The sequence below is a fragment of the Pseudomonas baetica genome (assembly GCF_019733355.1).
Classification (GTDB): Bacteria; Pseudomonadota; Gammaproteobacteria; order Pseudomonadales; family Pseudomonadaceae; genus Aquipseudomonas; species Aquipseudomonas baetica_A.
Genome location: NZ_JAIHLQ010000008.1, coordinates 91203 through 105786 on the forward strand (window position 1 = coordinate 91203; position 14584 = coordinate 105786).

General features: G+C 57.1%; 25 protein-coding genes and 1 tRNA gene. 22 read left to right on the forward strand and 4 right to left on the reverse strand.

Translation table 11 applies throughout. From position 1 onward, the window contains the following. Window positions 1–67: 67 nt before the first annotated feature. The 14 genes from K5E40_RS35400 (at window position 68) to K5E40_RS09955 (ending at window position 7983) form a co-directional block, all read left to right on the forward strand. On the forward strand, window positions 68–364 hold the full coding sequence (locus tag K5E40_RS35400) for a transcriptional regulator (protein ID WP_221730566.1): 297 nt from the start codon (window positions 68–70) through the stop codon (window positions 362–364). A 207-nt stretch (window positions 365–571) separates the two neighbouring features. Next, window positions 572–907 (forward strand): hypothetical protein, encoded by a 336-nt coding sequence (locus K5E40_RS09895; protein ID WP_221730567.1) that lies wholly within the window; start codon window positions 572–574, stop codon window positions 905–907. Then, on the forward strand, window positions 904–1242 hold the full coding sequence (locus tag K5E40_RS09900) for a hypothetical protein (RefSeq protein WP_221730568.1): 339 nt from the start codon (window positions 904–906) through the stop codon (window positions 1240–1242). The genes K5E40_RS09895 and K5E40_RS09900 overlap by 4 nt, the downstream gene beginning before the upstream one ends. Beyond that, on the forward strand, window positions 1239–1709 hold the full coding sequence (locus K5E40_RS35560; RefSeq protein ID WP_409339129.1) for a Cro/CI family transcriptional regulator: 471 nt from the start codon (window positions 1239–1241) through the stop codon (window positions 1707–1709). The genes K5E40_RS09900 and K5E40_RS35560 overlap by 4 nt, the downstream gene beginning before the upstream one ends. Then, a complete protein-coding gene (locus K5E40_RS09910) occupies window positions 1706–2440 on the forward strand; it encodes a Rha family transcriptional regulator (protein ID WP_221730569.1) in 735 nt (244 codons plus the stop codon). The genes K5E40_RS35560 and K5E40_RS09910 overlap by 4 nt, the downstream gene beginning before the upstream one ends. Next, window positions 2437–3027, forward strand: coding sequence for a hypothetical protein (locus K5E40_RS09915; protein WP_221730570.1), 591 nt, complete (start codon window positions 2437–2439; stop codon window positions 3025–3027). Before K5E40_RS09910 ends, K5E40_RS09915 begins: the two co-directional genes overlap by 4 nt. Beyond that, entirely contained in the window at window positions 3024–3251 is a 228-nt protein-coding gene (locus tag K5E40_RS09920; protein WP_221730571.1) for a hypothetical protein, read from the forward strand. Before K5E40_RS09915 ends, K5E40_RS09920 begins: the two co-directional genes overlap by 4 nt. Further along, a complete protein-coding gene (locus K5E40_RS09925) occupies window positions 3248–3712 on the forward strand; it encodes an HNH endonuclease (protein ID WP_221730572.1) in 465 nt (154 codons plus the stop codon). The genes K5E40_RS09920 and K5E40_RS09925 overlap by 4 nt, the downstream gene beginning before the upstream one ends. Continuing rightward, on the forward strand, window positions 3709–4476 hold the full coding sequence (locus tag K5E40_RS09930; protein WP_221730573.1) for a hypothetical protein: 768 nt from the start codon (window positions 3709–3711) through the stop codon (window positions 4474–4476). The genes K5E40_RS09925 and K5E40_RS09930 overlap by 4 nt, the downstream gene beginning before the upstream one ends. Beyond that, a complete protein-coding gene (locus K5E40_RS09935; protein ID WP_221730574.1) occupies window positions 4460–5293 on the forward strand; it encodes an ATP-binding protein in 834 nt (277 codons plus the stop codon). The genes K5E40_RS09930 and K5E40_RS09935 overlap by 17 nt, the downstream gene beginning before the upstream one ends. Further along, the gene (locus K5E40_RS09940; protein ID WP_221730575.1) at window positions 5290–6684 is read left to right on the forward strand and encodes a DnaB-like helicase C-terminal domain-containing protein; all 1395 of its coding nucleotides are present in this window, start codon (window positions 5290–5292) and stop codon (window positions 6682–6684) included. Before K5E40_RS09935 ends, K5E40_RS09940 begins: the two co-directional genes overlap by 4 nt. Continuing rightward, window positions 6681–7316: a hypothetical protein gene (locus K5E40_RS09945; RefSeq protein ID WP_260455579.1), complete on the forward strand. Its 636-nt coding sequence runs from the start codon at window positions 6681–6683 to the stop codon at window positions 7314–7316. Before K5E40_RS09940 ends, K5E40_RS09945 begins: the two co-directional genes overlap by 4 nt. Further along, window positions 7313–7597, forward strand: a complete 285-nt coding sequence (locus K5E40_RS09950; protein WP_024011524.1) for a hypothetical protein — start codon at window positions 7313–7315, stop codon at window positions 7595–7597. The genes K5E40_RS09945 and K5E40_RS09950 overlap by 4 nt, the downstream gene beginning before the upstream one ends. Next, on the forward strand, window positions 7594–7983 hold the full coding sequence (locus tag K5E40_RS09955; protein ID WP_024011525.1) for an antiterminator Q family protein: 390 nt from the start codon (window positions 7594–7596) through the stop codon (window positions 7981–7983). Before K5E40_RS09950 ends, K5E40_RS09955 begins: the two co-directional genes overlap by 4 nt. A 145-nt stretch (window positions 7984–8128) precedes the next feature. Here the strand turns inward: K5E40_RS09955 and K5E40_RS09960 are convergent, their stop codons facing one another. Beyond that, complete coding sequence (locus K5E40_RS09960) at window positions 8129–8368, reverse strand: hypothetical protein (RefSeq protein ID WP_024011526.1); 240 nt, start codon at window positions 8366–8368, stop codon at window positions 8129–8131. A 66-nt stretch (window positions 8369–8434) separates the two neighbouring features. On the opposite strand from K5E40_RS09960, the gene K5E40_RS09965 reads away from it, so the two are divergent. Continuing rightward, window positions 8435–8520 (forward strand) — tRNA-Ser (locus K5E40_RS09965). Window positions 8521–8718: 198 nt separating this feature from the next. Here K5E40_RS09965 and K5E40_RS09970 read toward each other — a convergent pair. Beyond that, on the reverse strand, window positions 8719–8973 hold the full coding sequence (locus K5E40_RS09970) for a DUF6555 family protein (RefSeq protein WP_051600379.1): 255 nt from the start codon (window positions 8971–8973) through the stop codon (window positions 8719–8721). 217 nt (window positions 8974–9190) lie between these two features. On the opposite strand from K5E40_RS09970, the gene K5E40_RS09975 reads away from it, so the two are divergent. The 3 genes from K5E40_RS09975 to K5E40_RS09985 are packed head-to-tail and all read left to right on the forward strand — an operon-like array spanning window position 9191 to window position 10518. Continuing rightward, on the forward strand, window positions 9191–9796 hold the full coding sequence (locus tag K5E40_RS09975; RefSeq protein ID WP_024011527.1) for an HNH endonuclease signature motif containing protein: 606 nt from the start codon (window positions 9191–9193) through the stop codon (window positions 9794–9796). 30 nt (window positions 9797–9826) lie between these two features. Further along, window positions 9827–10144 carry a phage holin, lambda family gene (locus K5E40_RS09980; protein ID WP_051600598.1) on the forward strand — a complete coding sequence of 106 codons (318 nt, stop codon included), beginning with the start codon at window positions 9827–9829 and terminating at the stop codon, window positions 10142–10144. Then, entirely contained in the window at window positions 10141–10518 is a 378-nt protein-coding gene (locus K5E40_RS09985) for a hypothetical protein (RefSeq protein WP_210702692.1), read from the forward strand. The genes K5E40_RS09980 and K5E40_RS09985 overlap by 4 nt, the downstream gene beginning before the upstream one ends. A gap of 144 nt (window positions 10519–10662) precedes the next feature. Here K5E40_RS09985 and K5E40_RS09990 read toward each other — a convergent pair whose 3' ends face one another. Together K5E40_RS09990 and K5E40_RS09995 are read right to left on the reverse strand one after the other, a co-directional pair. Further along, window positions 10663–10866, reverse strand: a complete 204-nt coding sequence (locus K5E40_RS09990; protein WP_210702691.1) for a hypothetical protein — start codon at window positions 10864–10866, stop codon at window positions 10663–10665. Window positions 10867–11187: 321 nt separating this feature from the next. Next, window positions 11188–11526 carry a YceK/YidQ family lipoprotein gene (locus tag K5E40_RS09995; protein WP_024011532.1) on the reverse strand — a complete coding sequence of 113 codons (339 nt, stop codon included), beginning with the start codon at window positions 11524–11526 and terminating at the stop codon, window positions 11188–11190. Between the two features lie 129 nt (window positions 11527–11655). On the opposite strand from K5E40_RS09995, the gene K5E40_RS10000 reads away from it, so the two are divergent. The 4 genes from K5E40_RS10000 (at window position 11656) to K5E40_RS10015 (ending at window position 14577) form a co-directional block, all read left to right on the forward strand. Continuing rightward, window positions 11656–11832, forward strand: coding sequence for a hypothetical protein (locus K5E40_RS10000; RefSeq protein WP_221730576.1), 177 nt, complete (start codon window positions 11656–11658; stop codon window positions 11830–11832). 2 nt (window positions 11833–11834) lie between these two features. Next, window positions 11835–12146, forward strand: a complete 312-nt coding sequence (locus K5E40_RS10005) for an HNH endonuclease (RefSeq protein ID WP_221730577.1) — start codon at window positions 11835–11837, stop codon at window positions 12144–12146. Window positions 12147–12559: 413 nt separating this feature from the next. Next, window positions 12560–13036 (forward strand): TerS protein, encoded by a 477-nt coding sequence (locus K5E40_RS10010; protein ID WP_210702687.1) that lies wholly within the window; start codon window positions 12560–12562, stop codon window positions 13034–13036. Further along, a complete protein-coding gene (locus K5E40_RS10015; protein WP_221730578.1) occupies window positions 13036–14577 on the forward strand; it encodes a terminase large subunit in 1542 nt (513 codons plus the stop codon). Before K5E40_RS10010 ends, K5E40_RS10015 begins: the two co-directional genes overlap by 1 nt. The last annotated feature ends 7 nt before the right edge of the window (window positions 14578–14584 follow it).

The following is a 14584-nucleotide window of genomic DNA, read 5'->3' on the forward strand; positions in this document are numbered from 1 at the left end:
ACTTATGGGGTTGCAAAGAAGTTTGCTTCTGTGCAGTCTATAAAAAGACTTATCAGAGGCCTTCGTCATGGCTGAAAAAATCAGTTCACTAATTAATTTCTTCGGCAGCCAAGCGAAGACTGGCGAAGCTCTGGGCGTCTCCCAGGCTACGGTCTCTTATTGGTTGTCAGGTTCGCAAAAGGTAAGCCCCGAAAAGGCGCTGCTTGCTGAAACCCTCACTGGTGGCGCCATCAAAGCATCTTCCCTTTGCGACCTGATAGCTCAGGTCGAAGCTCGCCACAAGGTAGGTGAATCATCCCCTGAATTCTCGACCTCCGCAGCTGGGCTGGATGGCTCTGTATGCGCATCCAGTACATTCGCGTAGGCACTGTGCGGATGAACAGCATAGTTTTAGGACTTATTCGGTTTCGTCGCTTGGTTGATCCTTAACAGGCAAAAACCAAGCAGGAAATCCTGCTCCCAATTCTGACTTTCTGAATCCCAGAAAGCAGAAAACCCGCTTGCCGGCGGGTTCTCAATCCACTCCTTGCCGGGAGTGGTCAGTACTTCTTCGTCTGTAGGAGACGATCTAATGCCCACAAAAAATAGCAACAATCAATCTGTAGCGCAAGACACCCTCACAACTGAGGTCGGTTTTTGCGAGACCCCTATCGACAACAAGGGCGAGTACATGCTCCAGGTCGTGGCGGGTATTGGTTCGCGTGACGCCATCCAGAAGGCGCGCACGCTCGCCTCTGGCCTTGGTCAGATCTGCCAGCACATGCACGACAGCCTGAATTATGGCGAGATGGTGTACTGCGACGGCATGGCAACCTTGAAGTTTGTGAGCGACAGCGTTAGCGCACTTCTCTGGTCCGTACAGAAAGGCCTTCCATCGGAAGTGGAAGCCCGTGGAGGTGCCCAATGAAGCCTCCAATGTGGAACCAACTTCTTATTGATGTCGAGCGTGAGTTTCCAGCCTGCTCAACCAAAGGGGCGAAGCTCACCACCGCCCAGGTGGAGCAACTCCAGGCTGTGGAAAACGCCAACGATAACTTCCAGATCAGCACTCTGCACGGGGTTGCAGCCATCGGCGAACTTATCGCGCATGCAGCGAATCATGGCGAGCTCAGCGATGAGCTCGCGATGAGCGCCGGCTGGCTGATCAATTCGCTGGCGCTGCTCTCTATGTCCATGGCTGAAGCCGGGGCTGCTGCTGCGTACAAACTGCAAAACATCCCAGGCCAGGGAGCAGCCAAATGAACAATCCATTACCAACCATGCAAGAGGCGGCGCAAGAGGCTGAGCTTCAGCTGATGGCAGCTAAAGACGTCCTCGAATGGCAGCAAGCACTGATCAAGGCTATCCACCTGGATCACCTGCACGACGGCGGAAAAGGGATTGGCACCTTGTTTGAGGTGGCGAAGTACTTCAATGACACCGGCTTCGGTGGAGTTTATAGCGCTATCGACCAGTTCAAGGAGCTCGGCGAGGCGAAACCCGCGCCACGTTTTGATATTGCAGAAAACGTGGCGCGCATTCCTCTGGCGGATTTCGCCAAGGGGCGCCAGCACATAGCGGCTCGCGAGCTTGGCGTTCAGCAGGCTGCAATCAGCAAGGCGCTTCGAGTCGGCAGGGAAATATTTGTAACCCGTCACGCTGACGGCACGGTCACCGCCACGGAAGTTCGCTCCTTCCCATGCCTAACAGTAGAGGGGGGCGCCAAATGACCATCGTCATCATCAAAGACGGCGATGCCGTGACGACTACCTTGGCAATTGCCGAGGGCACACTCAGCGATCACGCAAGCGTCATCAAGCTTGTACGCACCTATCAGGCCGATCTGGAGGAGTTCGGACTTCTGGATTTCAAATCCGAAAGTACGGGAGGACGCCCGACTGAATATGCCTTCCTAAATGAACCCCAATCCACGCTGCTGCTGACCTACATGCGCAACACGGACATTGTCCGGGCCTTCAAAAAGAAGCTGGTGCGCGAGTTTTGGGAGATGGTCCAGCAGCGCAACCAAAGTGGCACATCACTGCCCGCTGACTACATTGGCGCGCTGGAACACCTGCTGGCCTCGAAGCGTGCAGAGCAACTGGCTATCGAGGAGCGCGACAACGCCGTTGCAACGAAAGCAGAGATCGGTTCGCGTCGTGAAGCCACGGCCATGGCCACCGCTTCGGCGGCTGTTCGGCAAGTGCAGAAACTCAAGGATGACCTGGGCCTCGGCACCCGGCAGGCGGCAGTGCTTGCCGTAGAAAAGGCTGTCGGCCGCAAGTTCGGCGTGTCCGGGTATGTGCCCCTGCGCCGCTGGTGCAAGGCCCGAGGCATCACCGCCCCCAAAGTATTCCATCCCACTTTCGGCTTTGTTCGCTGCTGGCCCGCTGGCGCTTGGATGGACGCCTACCAAATTGACCTGGCTGACCTGTTTGGCGCCGACGGAGAACAAGCATGAGCAAAGTAATCGACTTTCCAAAGACGCCAACCGTGGAGGTTATCAACGAGGCCCTCTTCGAAAAGAACAACGATGCCGCCCTGTTGTTGAAGTGCTTCGAAGTAGTCAAGGACGCGCTGGAGGTCATTAGCGAGCCCGAGTACACCATCGAGAAAGAGGATGAAACGCACATAGATCTGTTCCGTGCGTTCTATGCGTTGAAGGTGCTGTTCCGGCGGAGGACGGGCCACGATGCAGACCAGGTTGCCAAAGACCATTTTGACGCAATGAGTCGCCACTTGCTGGGGGGGGAGCCGCGCCCTGAAAACAAAATCCCCGTCGTCGTGTACCCGGCCGAGTGCCTGCCGGACGAAGCGTTTGACGGCCTAACCGACCAGCAATTGGCTTGCGCAGCGTTCAACTACAGCGATCGCGTGCGCATCCTGATCATGGATCACACGCCGCACGCTTTGGCGTTGGACGAGGCACGCACTTTCTCCATTGATTCCACCACCGCACTCCGCCTGCTGGTGTTACGTCTGTCTGGTGGCTCAGTGGAAGCCATGGGTGCCGGGATTGGCCGCAAGCCAGGGGAGACTCTGCAATGACCACTCTCAACCCTCATGCCCCCCCCCAGGACGCCCGTACAGCGCCGGTGATCGCCGGACCTTGGCCGAGCTATGCCGCGTTCGCCGATCTGCCGGAGCGCGAGCGCTGGGTGATGTACAGCAGCGCCAAGGCCCACCGGGAAATGCTGGAACAGGCGGGCTTCGTCATGAGTGAGAGCTATGACGCGTTCATTGCCCGGATAACGCGGGAGCTGGATATATGAGCATCGACCAATTCCTGCGGAAACCCGTTTGCTTCGGCGAGGTCGACGGCGTGATCTATGAGGATCGCGACCGGTACTTCGAAGCAATTTCCGCGAAAGAGACCGAAGCCATCGACAACTTCTGCGCCTACATGGAAGAAAACCGAGACCTGTTGATGCATGTAGCTCGCCAGGGTGATGGTGAGGGCGGTCGCCTGGTGCAGATTCTCAAGCAAACGCTGTTCGGGGCTCGCGAAGACCAGAAGTCCATCTATCGGAAGAAGAAAATTCCAGATCGTCTGCGCACAGCTGTCATGGAGCGCGATGAGTACAGGTGTGTCCGGTGCGGCACGCATCGTGACCTGTGCGCCGACCACATCTTTCCCGAGGTGCTGGGAGGTGAGGCGACCCTTGAAAATCTCCAAACCCTCTGCCGGCCTTGTAACACGAGCAAGGGCGGACGAGCCGAGGTATTTGTATGAGCATCATTCGCGCCCCTCGCCCCGAGGGAAATTTCTACCTGCTCAACAAGACGATCAGCGAAGACCAGCGCCTGAGCTGGGGCGCCCGCGGAATGCTTGTGTTCCTCCTGGGCAAGCCTGACCACTGGAAAGTCTCCCCGGCGCACCTGCGTGGCGAAACCGCAGGCTCGGCAAAGCCAACAGGTCGGGACGGTATTTATGGCCTTCTGGACGAGCTTATCAATGCTGGATACGTGCGCCGAGAACAGCCGCGCACCGAGGCTGGCGTGCTTGGTGAGGTCACCTATCTGGTGTCTGAATCACCGCTTCCGGATTTACCGTATCCGGCTGAACCGCTTCCGGCTCGACCGCATACGGCAAATCCGACACTAGTAAGTATTGAAGGCAAGCAAGGACTGAAAAAAGCAGTAAGCACTGAAAACCCTTCGGGTGGGGATAAGGGAAAGACTGGCAAGTTCGATCCGCTTACCGCCAAACCGGCGAACGCTTCCGAAAAGGCGTGGGCAGATTTCTGTGAAATGCGAAAGGCCAAACGGGCACCGCTAACACTCCGTGCCTGCGAGCTGATCGCCAAGAAGCTGGCCAACCATCCAGAGCCTGACGCGGTGCTGGATAAGTCCACCACCAGCAGCTGGTCTGACATCTACCCCGACTCGGTATTGCCAGGTGCTGGCGCGAAGAACGGGAAACCCTCGACTTACAACAATCTGCCGCAGCACACCGAAGAAATGTACCAAGGAGGCGGCAATGGCCCTGCATTCTAATTTCCGTCGGCTGCCTGAACAGCGAAACATCGATGTGGCATGCCCGCTCCATCCAGAAGTGAAAGTGATGGTCGAAATTGAGCAGTTCGACGGCTCGATGCTTGTCCGCCCATGCAAGAAATGCCAGTTCCACGGCCTGCGCATCGCCCCACGGGGAAGTGATGCGCATCTTCAGGCAGTGACGGCCCTAGCCGCTGAACGCCTTAACAGCGCGCTCATAGGCTCAGGAATCACGCCACGGTTTGCGGGCTGCACGTTCGAAACTTACCACGCCAAAACCCCAGAGATGGCGAAGGCTCTGGAGAAGTGCATGGCCTACGCCGATAATTTCGCCGACCAGCACTACCCGGTAGGCCGCAACCTGCTGATGACTGGCAATATCGGCACCGGTAAGACGCATCTGGCCTGCAGCATCGTGCGCCAGGTCATCGGCCTGAATGCGGTCGCGGTGATCACCACCGCCGCCGAGATCATCAGGGTATTCAAGCGCTCAATGGGGCGCGACTCGGGTTACACCGAAGGCGACGTGATCGACGAACTGTCGAGTGTCGATCTGCTGGTGATCGACGAAGTAGGGGCCCAGGCCGGTACCGCGTATGAGCTTGCGGCACTGCATGAAGTCATCGACAAGCGATACCAGCTTTTAAAACCCACGGTACTGGTATCGAATCTACCGGCAAAACCTGCCACTGACGCCGACGGCAAACCCCTGCCCAGCCTGGAGCAGTACATCGGGGCCCGAGCTCTGGACCGACTTCGCGAGAACGGCGCATTACTGGCTGGATTCACCTGGGCTTCGGCACGGGGGCGCGTATGAATCCGCTGGATAGGTATTACCGCCTTGAGGCGGAGCAGGGCGTGCTGGGCGCGATAATGATTGCCTCGCTCAATCAGAGCGCCGGAATGCTGGACGAGATCGTTTTGCAGATGAAGTCGGGAGACTTTTGGCACGAAGATAACGCGGCGCTGTTCGATGTGATTTGCGACTGCCATGCGCAGCGGATGCCAGTTGACGCAGTGACTCTCGGGTCAATACAGCGCTACCTGCCAAGCGGGGCATCCACCCTGCAATACACCATCGATATTTGCCGGGGTGTTCCGTCAGCTGCTAACTGGAAGAGTTACGCCCAGACCGTTAAGAAGTGGGCGCTGGTGCGCCAGTTTCGTGACCTCGGGCGCATCGTTGACACCTGCGTCGATGAAGATCTTCCGGCGGATGAAATCCTTGATCAGTGCGGCCTGGCGCTGGCAGACCTGCGAGACCTGCAAGCATCCGGCAAAGCCGGTTACAAGCGCATGAGCGACGTGTTGCCGGCGGTGCTCGACCACATGGACGACGTGCTCAACGATCGGGCGCCACCGAAGCTCTCCACCGGGCTCGCGGATCTCGACAAACTGATTGGATTTCTGCGCCAGAAGTCGATGGTCGTTATAGGCGGTCGCCCTGGTAGCGGAAAGACGATGCTGGGCCTGCAGATCATGAATCACGTTGCCACCCAAGGTCGCGGCGTCGGACTGGTTGTCAGTCTCGAAATGCCGGGCGAGCAACTGACGCTGAGGACGATCGCGAGTCTGGGCGGCGTCGATCTGCGCCGGATGGATGAGGTCAAGTGCCTGGAGCAGGAAGAGTGGACACGGATCGGCGTCGCGGCTGGAAAAATCAAAGATGCCGAACTCTACCTGCTGGACACGCCCGGGCTGACGATGCCGGCGATTCGCGCCGAAGCACTCAAGCTTCGCCGCGAGGTCGGGCTGGACATCCTGATGATCGACTACGTGCAGATCGTAGGGAGTGATGGGAAGTCGCAGAACCGGGCGGATGCGGTGGCCAAGGTGTCCATCGCAATCATGAACCTCAGTCGAGAGCTCGCCATTCCGATACTGGTGCTCGCTCAATTAAACCGTGGCCCGACCAATCGGACCAACAAGAAGCCGCAAGCGAGCGACCTCAAGGAGAGTGGCCAGATTGAGCAGGATGCGGACGCGGTGATCTTGGTGCACTACGACCGAGAGTCCGAAATGGGAGAGCAGGGAGTTACGGAGCTGATCCTCGACAAGGGACGTCAGGCGGAAGCTGGCTCATGCCTAGTACAGCGCCAAGGTCAATTCGGCCGTTTCGTAAACTTTGCGGGCCGCGAGCCCACCCAAGAAGAGGTGGAGATCGCCCGCCCCTTCTCCGAACAGTACAAGGGGAGGAAAAAGGCATGATCGAGCTGAAACAGATGTTCCGTCGATTGACCGGCTTTAGATTTGAAAATCTCACCAGTTCGCTGCAACGCCCGCCGGAGACAACGCGCACGGCCATTGACGAAGCAACCAACTGCGAGGTTTCAAAACCGCCATTGTTGGAACCGGGCAAGGCGCACGTCCTCCCGAAAGGCGCGGTGCTTGTCCAAGCGCCGAAATACCCGGAGGCCGAGCGCATTGCCGCCTCGATCCGGGACTTTCCGGAAGACTGGGTTTGGAAGATGAAGGGGTATGAACTCGGGCACGTACCTACCGGTTTCATCCTCTGGGTGGCAAACCAAGATTATGGGCTCGCTGAGGCTTACAGCACCGGAGGAAAGGGGGCGTTCGCCAAAGCCGAGCAAGCGATCATTTGGTCGGCCGTCGAGGGTTGGCTGGCTCAGCACAAGATCGGGTTCACCGGACGCCTTCCGAAGGTAACGATCATCGGCCGTCAGTCTACCTACTGGTGCTTCGTCAAGGACAAGCCCTGGGTGGGTATCGGCAGTTCTCCGGCGGACGCGTATCGGCAGTGGAGCTTTGCTGTCTCCGCCCAATCGCGCAACAACATCAATGCCAACGAATATCTGGAAGTTCGGAGTGTCACGCTATGAACAACGTAACGGCGGCATTGCCGCGCAAAAGCCTGACCCCTGTCGAGTGCCAGTTCCTGAAACAGGGCAATCGCCTACTGCTGGAAAAAACCAATGGCCGAATCGGCTCGGCGGCGTTCATGGACATCATTGCCGACTGGCACGCGTCCCGCGCCAACCTGGGTTTCGAGGAGTTCGCCCGGCGCTGGATCACTGAAGGCAACGCAAAAAACAAGATCGCCAACAAGCTGCTGCGGGAGCTGTTCGGCATGGATGAGCCAAACCCGAGGAAGGCAGCATGAAAAAACGAACCTACGCAGATAAGCCATTGGGTGACACGGAATACTTGCTGGAGCAGTGGGGTTGGTGGCGCATGGATGGAATGGGTGTGCCTCGGTACGTGTCACCGCTGTATGCGCTGATCCGTGACAACAACGTGACCGAGGGCGGCGTGAAGAACTATTGCGTCACGGATGATACCGCCTTGGTGGTTGATCGCGCGGTGGCCAAGCTGGCCCAGCGTGACGAGCAGATGGGTAATTTCATCTGGCTGTACTTCGGTGCGAAGTGGACGATGGTCAGGGTTGGCGAGTCGGCGAGGATGTCCGAACGCTCAGCGCGGGAGGTGATCAAGGCTGGTGTTGCGTGGATTGATTGCGCGATCGAGCAAATTCGCCTCGCAGCATAAAAAGTTCTTTCCTGCCGGATAAACACCTGTTTTCATGGCACCGTGTTCAGCTTTTCAAGCGCGACACAACAGACAAAGCCCGAACATCGCGTCGGGCTTTTTTATACCGGTAGGCATTAGTGACGAAGCCTGCAGGTTCAGGGGCTCAGTCGCGCATAGTGCGAGTCAAGGTTTCGCCTGTTCTAGAGTTATGAAACGTCGTCTCGCTGAGTCTAGTGGAATAGCCGTTATCCACGATCCGGTAGGATTTAGCTCCGTTTTCCCACTCCGTGCTGCCTTTCGAGATGATCCCGTTCTGCTGAGTCTCTTCAACGATGGTGTAGATTTTCCCTGCATCGTTTTGAACCTCAAACCGATCAGTTTCCAATGTGCGTTTTACCCTCATCACGAGAATCTCCTGGTCAATAAGGCGCGCAAGATACCTTAGGACCTAGCCGTTTAGACAGTTTTAGGAAGGTGGCGCCCAGTGGTGGGCAATCCGGTTTGAACCCGGAGCTATCGGAAACGGTAAGAGTTCGACTCTTTCACCTTCCGCCAATGTTGTTGATGACCATTGCCAGAGTGGCCCTTTGGGGATGTCTGGACACCGATAAGCCGGTCAGTACGGTGGTGCGATAAACACCGGCAGTCAGCGTGCTCTTGCTCCATCACCCTGAAGTAGCGCTGACGGACAGGAGGGGAAAGTCCCTCACCGAATTCTAGTAAGCGCCTCCTAGGGTATTCTCATATCCACAATCACGACGTGGCCGTATCCGACCAGTCGACCGATTCAGATGCTCGCCACCGTACATCGGCGATGCCATATCTTTCGGCCATCGGTTTGGAAAACTTTTTAAGAGGCGGTCGACCAGGTTTTGGAATCGGCGCGATACCGACATCGCAGCTTGCCCAATGCCATGCGTCAGCGGTGTTCATGCCTTTCGTTCTGATGACGAAGGTTTTTGGTTCGCCGTGTAGCAGATACTGAATAGTGAAAATGTCGATGCTCATGCCGCCTCCCTTTTGCGTCTGAGGTAGTGATCGACTGCGTTTGCAAAGATTCCAAAATTATTGAACGACTGCTGGGTCCTGGCTGGTCAGGATCACCTTATTTTTGACCTCGGCATTAGCCGGGGTTTTTCGTTTTCGGCTCCCCACACCCATAGCCCTGAGCTGGGAGTGCTGTTGGGGCCGAGTTTATTACGCTCCCCACAAGGGAGGAAGCCGGATGAAGTCCATGCCAAGAAAATCCATGGCAAGGCCAATCAGCCTGAGCCAAGCAGATCTGTGTGCGATGCTCGAGTACGAGCCTGATACAGGCTTGTTGCGCTGGAAGTTAAAGCCTCTGCTTGGCGGCTCATCGGATGCGCACACTAAGGCGTGGAACTCGACCCGGTCAGGAGTGGTGGCTGGAACTAGAAAGCTCAGCCCCGGTAAGGAATATACCCAGGTAAGCGTGAAGGGTCGTTTCTACCATGCCCACCGGCTCATCTGGGTGATCGTTCACGGAAGCATCGACGACACCCTAGTTATCGACCACATCAACGGCGATGGCAGGGATAATCGTTTGGCGAATCTTCGCCTGGTAGAGCATGCCGAAAATCAAAAAAATATAACGATGCGCCGAGACAATCGCACCGGCGTGATGGGCGTTCGCTGGAATCCAGAGAAGCGAAAGTGGGAGGCGAAAATCACCTCTGGTGGCGTGATCACTTTTCTCGGTTACCACGACTCGTTTGAGGATGCTGTCGCTGCCCGAAGGATTAGCGAAAAGCAGCATGGCTTCCATCAATATCACGGGCTGTCTCGCGAACAAAAGACCACGCCCGTATGACGTCGCTCAGAAGCGAGCAGAGAAATGAAGATGCCGGATAAAAATCCTGACTTTTGGGCGCAGGTCTGGCTGGTCCTTTCCACGCCGCTTTGGCAGGGCGCCATCATGGCCTTCACCATTACTCTGTTGCGCGTGCTGTACGAAGCCAAAGAGCCAAACAAATGGCGGATCGTCTTCGAGGCGTTGATATGTGGCGCGCTCAGCCTTTCTGCCAGCAGCATCATTGAATGGATGGAATGGCCGCCGAGCCTTTCCGTTGCAGCTGGAGGTGCTATTGGCTTCATCGGTGTCACAGCGATCCGAGACCTGATCATCAGGTTCCTCGGTCGCAAGGCAGATGCGGCATGAAGGCCTTCGCTGCTGCAATCATCATCGCATTGGTGGGGATCTTGCTCATCGGTATCCAGCAGTCACGCGTCGTCGCTCTACGTAGCGAGGTGGAGGCTGAGTCCCGAAGCAAGAATGACGCCATTAAGGCGAACACGGAGAGCCAGGCCACGATCACCACGCTGCGAGCAGAAGCCAAGCGCAACGCCGACTACACCGCCGATCTGGCCAAGCGTATCAAGGCCAGCGAGAAGAAAGCCGAGAAGGCGAGGAAAGACTTTGAAGAACTCAAGCGCAACAGCAAGCCTGTTCGTGACTGGGCTGCTCAGCCTCTGCCTGACGGCCTGCGCGGGAAAGCCAGCGCTGGTAACCCAGACAAAGGCCGTAAGAATTGAAGCCCCTGAGCTGATCCCCTGCGAGCGGGTAGACCACGATGACGCCGACCTTCGATACAACGGCGACGTGTGGGAGCTCAAGGACAAGGCCATCAAGCTGCTGGACACGTGTGCCGATCAAGTTGACGCCCAGATCAAGCGCAGTCAGAGCGAATAGCCGGCACCTTGATCAAGCGAACTGTCCTGTGTGACCAAGAGGCGCGAAGGAATTAGCTGTTGCGCATCAACGGCTGGGATTTCGAAGCCGCCGAGTAGTTGAAGCTGCCGTTCACTTAATTTGGTCGAGCCTTCTTCCTTTGCCTTGGTCATTCTCGCGTGGTTCATTGCGATTTCATTGAGAGTTGACACGTTACATCTCCGGTGGACTGCCCAAGCGTATCGCTGAGTCATGAACATTATTTGGGTGCCGCTACGTCAGATTACCGACGCTCTGGGGCCATTACAATCGACCCCTGTGCAATCCCTAAGCCAGACTCGCTTACCCACTCCGCACTAGGTTTTTAGTGCGACAAATGGTCTGTGGAGACTCATGGCCGCGATCATTCCGACCATCACAATAACCTTCAAGCGCGCCTAGTGGGTGATGCCATGAAGCTCACGACCGGACGCCTGTGAAGAAAGGACAAGTAGGTCGCGACGCGTTTCTCATGGAAGTAGTCATTTCGCGTGCTACTCGAACCGGGCCTTCTTGATATCGCCATGCTTGTTCTGAAGATAAATGGAATAAGGCAATAAGACTGTGTCTGTAACAGCTGAGAGTCCCATATCGAGAACAATCAGTGCGGGAGCAGGGTATCCATCGAAGCCAGTGCTTCGCCGTTGCTCCGCGTCTAGTGTGCAGTAATCAAACACTGTACCGCTGTAGATTCGCGGCACCGAGTCACAACGGGAATGCCAGCGAGCCAGCTTATTACTAGCCACTGCATCATCCCGGAACGTCGTATTGATCGTCCCACATCCCGATGCTGAAGCGGCCGAAAGTATCAATATGATCCAGCTGAATTTCATTGAGTCGACTCCTTTGAAAGGATTTGGATTGTAGTCGGATCGGTGAATTCATTGAGTCATATTCGATAAGTCGCGACACGTTTCGCGAGAGTAAAAATTGTGTCGCGACACGCGGCGAGGAACCGCAACATGAGTGACAAGGCCGAGTACTACCAGATGAAGGGCATGGTCAGCGAGCTGACGCCGGAAGAGCAGGCCGAGGTCATGAAGGCTGAGGCCGATGTGATCGCGATTGCCCAGCGGTCCGACAAGGCATTGATCGGTGCGCTCATGGCGATGATACGAATCTCGCTGGAGGCTCGATAGTTGTGGCTACCAACTCACCCTGGCGTCACCTGTACAAGACGAAGCGCTGGTACAGACTACGGTGGCATCAGCTTCAGGCCGAACCAACGTGCCGCCTGTGCAGGGCATTGGGTACGGTTGAGGCGGCAACAGTGGTTGACCACATCATCCCGCACAAGGGTGACGAGAACATCTTCCACGATGCCAGCGCTCTGCAGTCGTTGTGCAAGCCTTGCCATGACGGCGCCAAGCAACGGCAGGAGCGCACCGGCATTCTCCCTGGTCACGACACCTCCGGCATGCCGGTTGACCCGAACCATCACTGGAATCGGTGATAGGGCAGCGCTATTGGCAGGATCGACCATCGATAGGGAGAGTCTATCGTCGGTCAGTCGGCGATAGAGGGGGTGGTCAAATGATAGGGGTTCTCGTTGGATAGGACCGCCCTCGACCTGCTTCTGTATCCGTAACCCGGAAAAACCTCCAAAAACCAAATTCGGCCAGCATAGAGAACCCTTATGGATGACGCTCACGATGATCTGTTGTGCGCGCTAGGCGCCCGCACAGCCCCGCGCGCGAGGCTGTCGAGATTACAGCGCAAAGAAATCAATCGGCAAGCCCACCTCGCAGCGCAACAGTTTGAACACGCCGAGCGTGAGCGCCTGACCCGAGAGGCGTTGGACAAGATTATCAAGACTCGGTCCTGACCGGCCGCGAGCAATACCACTCCCAACCCAAAGAGAACTCTATGGCAGCCAGACGTAGCCGCTCTGATAGCTCGTCGTCGGCGGTTGCCGCCATGCAGGCCGCATCTTCCGGTCCGATCAAGCCACCTGCCTCCGTGCACTTGCGCGATGGCGATCAACCCTACTGGGATGCGATTGTCCGCGCCCGCGCCAAAGACAGTTGGACCGACTCCGATTTGATCTTGGCGGGAAACTTGGCCCGCTGCTTGGCGACCATCGAGAAGCTGCAACGTGAGATCGACGCGGAGGGCGACATCATCACTAACGACAGAGGTACGCCGGTGATCAACCCACGTCACACGCTGCTGGAGACACTGAGTCGTCGCGCGGTTTCGCTGTCACGCTCCCTGCAGGTTCATGCTCACGCCACGCAGGGTGATTCTCGGGACCAGGGCAAAAAGGCCACCAAGCAACGGCAGGCCGAGAAGGTCATCGAAGAACAGGACGATGACGACCTGATCCCCCGGGCTATGCACTGATGGCGGTCAGGCGCCGCACTCGCGGCGAGCGCGTCATTGCGTTCATCGAGAAATATTGCCGGGTTCCGGAAGGCAAGCACATTGGTCAGCCTCTGGTGCTCGACGAGTTCCAGAAGAAGTTCATTCTGGCGATCTACGACAACCCGGCCGGGACCAGCACGGCCTATCTGAGCATTGCGCGGAAGAACGGCAAGACTGGTTTGATCGCCGGCATTCTGCTCGTTCACCTGGTCGGCCCTGAAGCCGTACAGAACTCGCAGATCGTTTCCGGCGCCATGAGTCGGGAGCAGGCGGGGATCGTGTTTAACCTCGCGGTGAAGATGATCAACCTGAACCCTGATCTTCAGGCGCTGGTGCATATCAACCCGAGCGGTAAGAAGCTGCTGGGCACACCGCTCAATGTCGAGTACCGAGCCCTGGCGGCCGAGGGAAAGACAACGCACGGCTTGTCGCCCGTGCTGGCTATCCTCGACGAGGTTGGTCAGGTGCGAGGTCCGCAGAACGATTTTATCGATGCGATCACCACGGCGCAGGGCGCTCATGAAGCACCGCTCTTGATTGCGATCAGCACCCAGGCGGCGCAGGACAGCGATCTGTTCAGCGTCTGGCTTGACGATGCTGCGCGCTCCAAGGATCCACACATCGTCAGTCACGTCTATGAGGCGCCGAAGGATTGCAAACTCACCGACCCCGCTGCCTGGCGCGCGGCGAACCCGGCACTTGGGACATTTCGGTCCCTGCCGGATCTGGAGAAACAGGCCGAGCGTGCCGACCGGATGCCAGCGTCGGAGAACACCTTTCGAAACCTTTGCCTCAACCAGCGAGTGTCGACCGTATCGGTATTCGTCTCGAAGGGCGTGTGGGAATCATGCGGCGATGAGCCGGACAGCCCGGATGGGTTGGATCTGTACGGTGGTCTCGACTTGTCATTCCGTACTGACCTTACAGCGTTTGTTGTGATCGGTAAGCGCAACGGGGAGTGGAACGCCTGGGCATTCTTTTGGACTCCCGAAGTGGGGCTGATGGAGCGAGCCAAGCGGGATCGCGAGCCATACGACGTGTGGGTAAGGCAGGGGCTGCTGATCACCACTCCCGGCGCGACAGTGGATTACGCATTCGTGGCAGTAGACATCGCTCGGATCTTGAATGACCTGGGCGGTGACATTCAGGCGATTGCATTCGACCGCTACCGGATTGATCTCTTCAAGCGTGACGCCGAAGCCCAAGGTGTAAATCTTCCTCTGATCGAGTACGGCCAGGGCTTCAAGGACATGGCTCCAGCCATTGACGCACTGGAGTCTGAACTGCTGAACGGACGACTACGACACGGTATGACACCGGTGCTGACCATGTGTGCGGCCAACGCAGTCATCCAGAAAGACCCCGCAGGCGGGCGCAAGTTTGCCAAGGACAAAGCAACCGGTCGAATCGATGGCATGGCCGCACTGGCGATGGCGTTCGGAGCCACCCTCGGAACTGTCGAGGAAAGCAAAGGCGATTTCGACCACTACCTCCAACACGGATTTTCCGGACTTCTATAGGCTCACT

Coding starts and splice junctions, on each gene's coding strand:
- K5E40_RS35400 (WP_221730566.1), top strand. CDS start 68: ATGGCTGAAAAAATCAGTTCACTAATTAATTTCTTCGGCAGCCAAGCG.
- K5E40_RS10000 (WP_221730576.1), top strand. CDS start 11,656: ATGAGTGACAAGGCCGAGTACTACCAGATGAAGGGCATGGTCAGCGAG.
- K5E40_RS09995 (WP_024011532.1), bottom strand. CDS start 11,526: ATGAAATTCAGCTGGATCATATTGATACTTTCGGCCGCTTCAGCATCG.
- K5E40_RS09940 (WP_221730575.1), top strand. CDS start 5,290: ATGAATCCGCTGGATAGGTATTACCGCCTTGAGGCGGAGCAGGGCGTG.
- K5E40_RS09980 (WP_051600598.1), top strand. CDS start 9,827: ATGCCGGATAAAAATCCTGACTTTTGGGCGCAGGTCTGGCTGGTCCTT.
- K5E40_RS09930 (WP_221730573.1), top strand. CDS start 3,709: ATGAGCATCATTCGCGCCCCTCGCCCCGAGGGAAATTTCTACCTGCTC.
- K5E40_RS09895 (WP_221730567.1), top strand. CDS start 572: ATGCCCACAAAAAATAGCAACAATCAATCTGTAGCGCAAGACACCCTC.
- K5E40_RS09950 (WP_024011524.1), top strand. CDS start 7,313: ATGAACAACGTAACGGCGGCATTGCCGCGCAAAAGCCTGACCCCTGTC.
- K5E40_RS09955 (WP_024011525.1), top strand. CDS start 7,594: ATGAAAAAACGAACCTACGCAGATAAGCCATTGGGTGACACGGAATAC.
- K5E40_RS10010 (WP_210702687.1), top strand. CDS start 12,560: ATGGCAGCCAGACGTAGCCGCTCTGATAGCTCGTCGTCGGCGGTTGCC.
- K5E40_RS09915 (WP_221730570.1), top strand. CDS start 2,437: ATGAGCAAAGTAATCGACTTTCCAAAGACGCCAACCGTGGAGGTTATC.
- K5E40_RS09975 (WP_024011527.1), top strand. CDS start 9,191: ATGAAGTCCATGCCAAGAAAATCCATGGCAAGGCCAATCAGCCTGAGC.
- K5E40_RS09910 (WP_221730569.1), top strand. CDS start 1,706: ATGACCATCGTCATCATCAAAGACGGCGATGCCGTGACGACTACCTTG.
- K5E40_RS09960 (WP_024011526.1), bottom strand. CDS start 8,368: ATGAGGGTAAAACGCACATTGGAAACTGATCGGTTTGAGGTTCAAAAC.
- K5E40_RS10015 (WP_221730578.1), top strand. CDS start 13,036: ATGGCGGTCAGGCGCCGCACTCGCGGCGAGCGCGTCATTGCGTTCATC.
- K5E40_RS09935 (WP_221730574.1), top strand. CDS start 4,460: ATGGCCCTGCATTCTAATTTCCGTCGGCTGCCTGAACAGCGAAACATC.
- K5E40_RS09925 (WP_221730572.1), top strand. CDS start 3,248: ATGAGCATCGACCAATTCCTGCGGAAACCCGTTTGCTTCGGCGAGGTC.
- K5E40_RS35560 (WP_409339129.1), top strand. CDS start 1,239: ATGAACAATCCATTACCAACCATGCAAGAGGCGGCGCAAGAGGCTGAG.
- K5E40_RS09920 (WP_221730571.1), top strand. CDS start 3,024: ATGACCACTCTCAACCCTCATGCCCCCCCCCAGGACGCCCGTACAGCG.
- K5E40_RS09945 (WP_260455579.1), top strand. CDS start 6,681: ATGATCGAGCTGAAACAGATGTTCCGTCGATTGACCGGCTTTAGATTT.
- K5E40_RS09985 (WP_210702692.1), top strand. CDS start 10,141: ATGAAGGCCTTCGCTGCTGCAATCATCATCGCATTGGTGGGGATCTTG.
- K5E40_RS09970 (WP_051600379.1), bottom strand. CDS start 8,973: ATGAGCATCGACATTTTCACTATTCAGTATCTGCTACACGGCGAACCA.
- K5E40_RS09900 (WP_221730568.1), top strand. CDS start 904: ATGAAGCCTCCAATGTGGAACCAACTTCTTATTGATGTCGAGCGTGAG.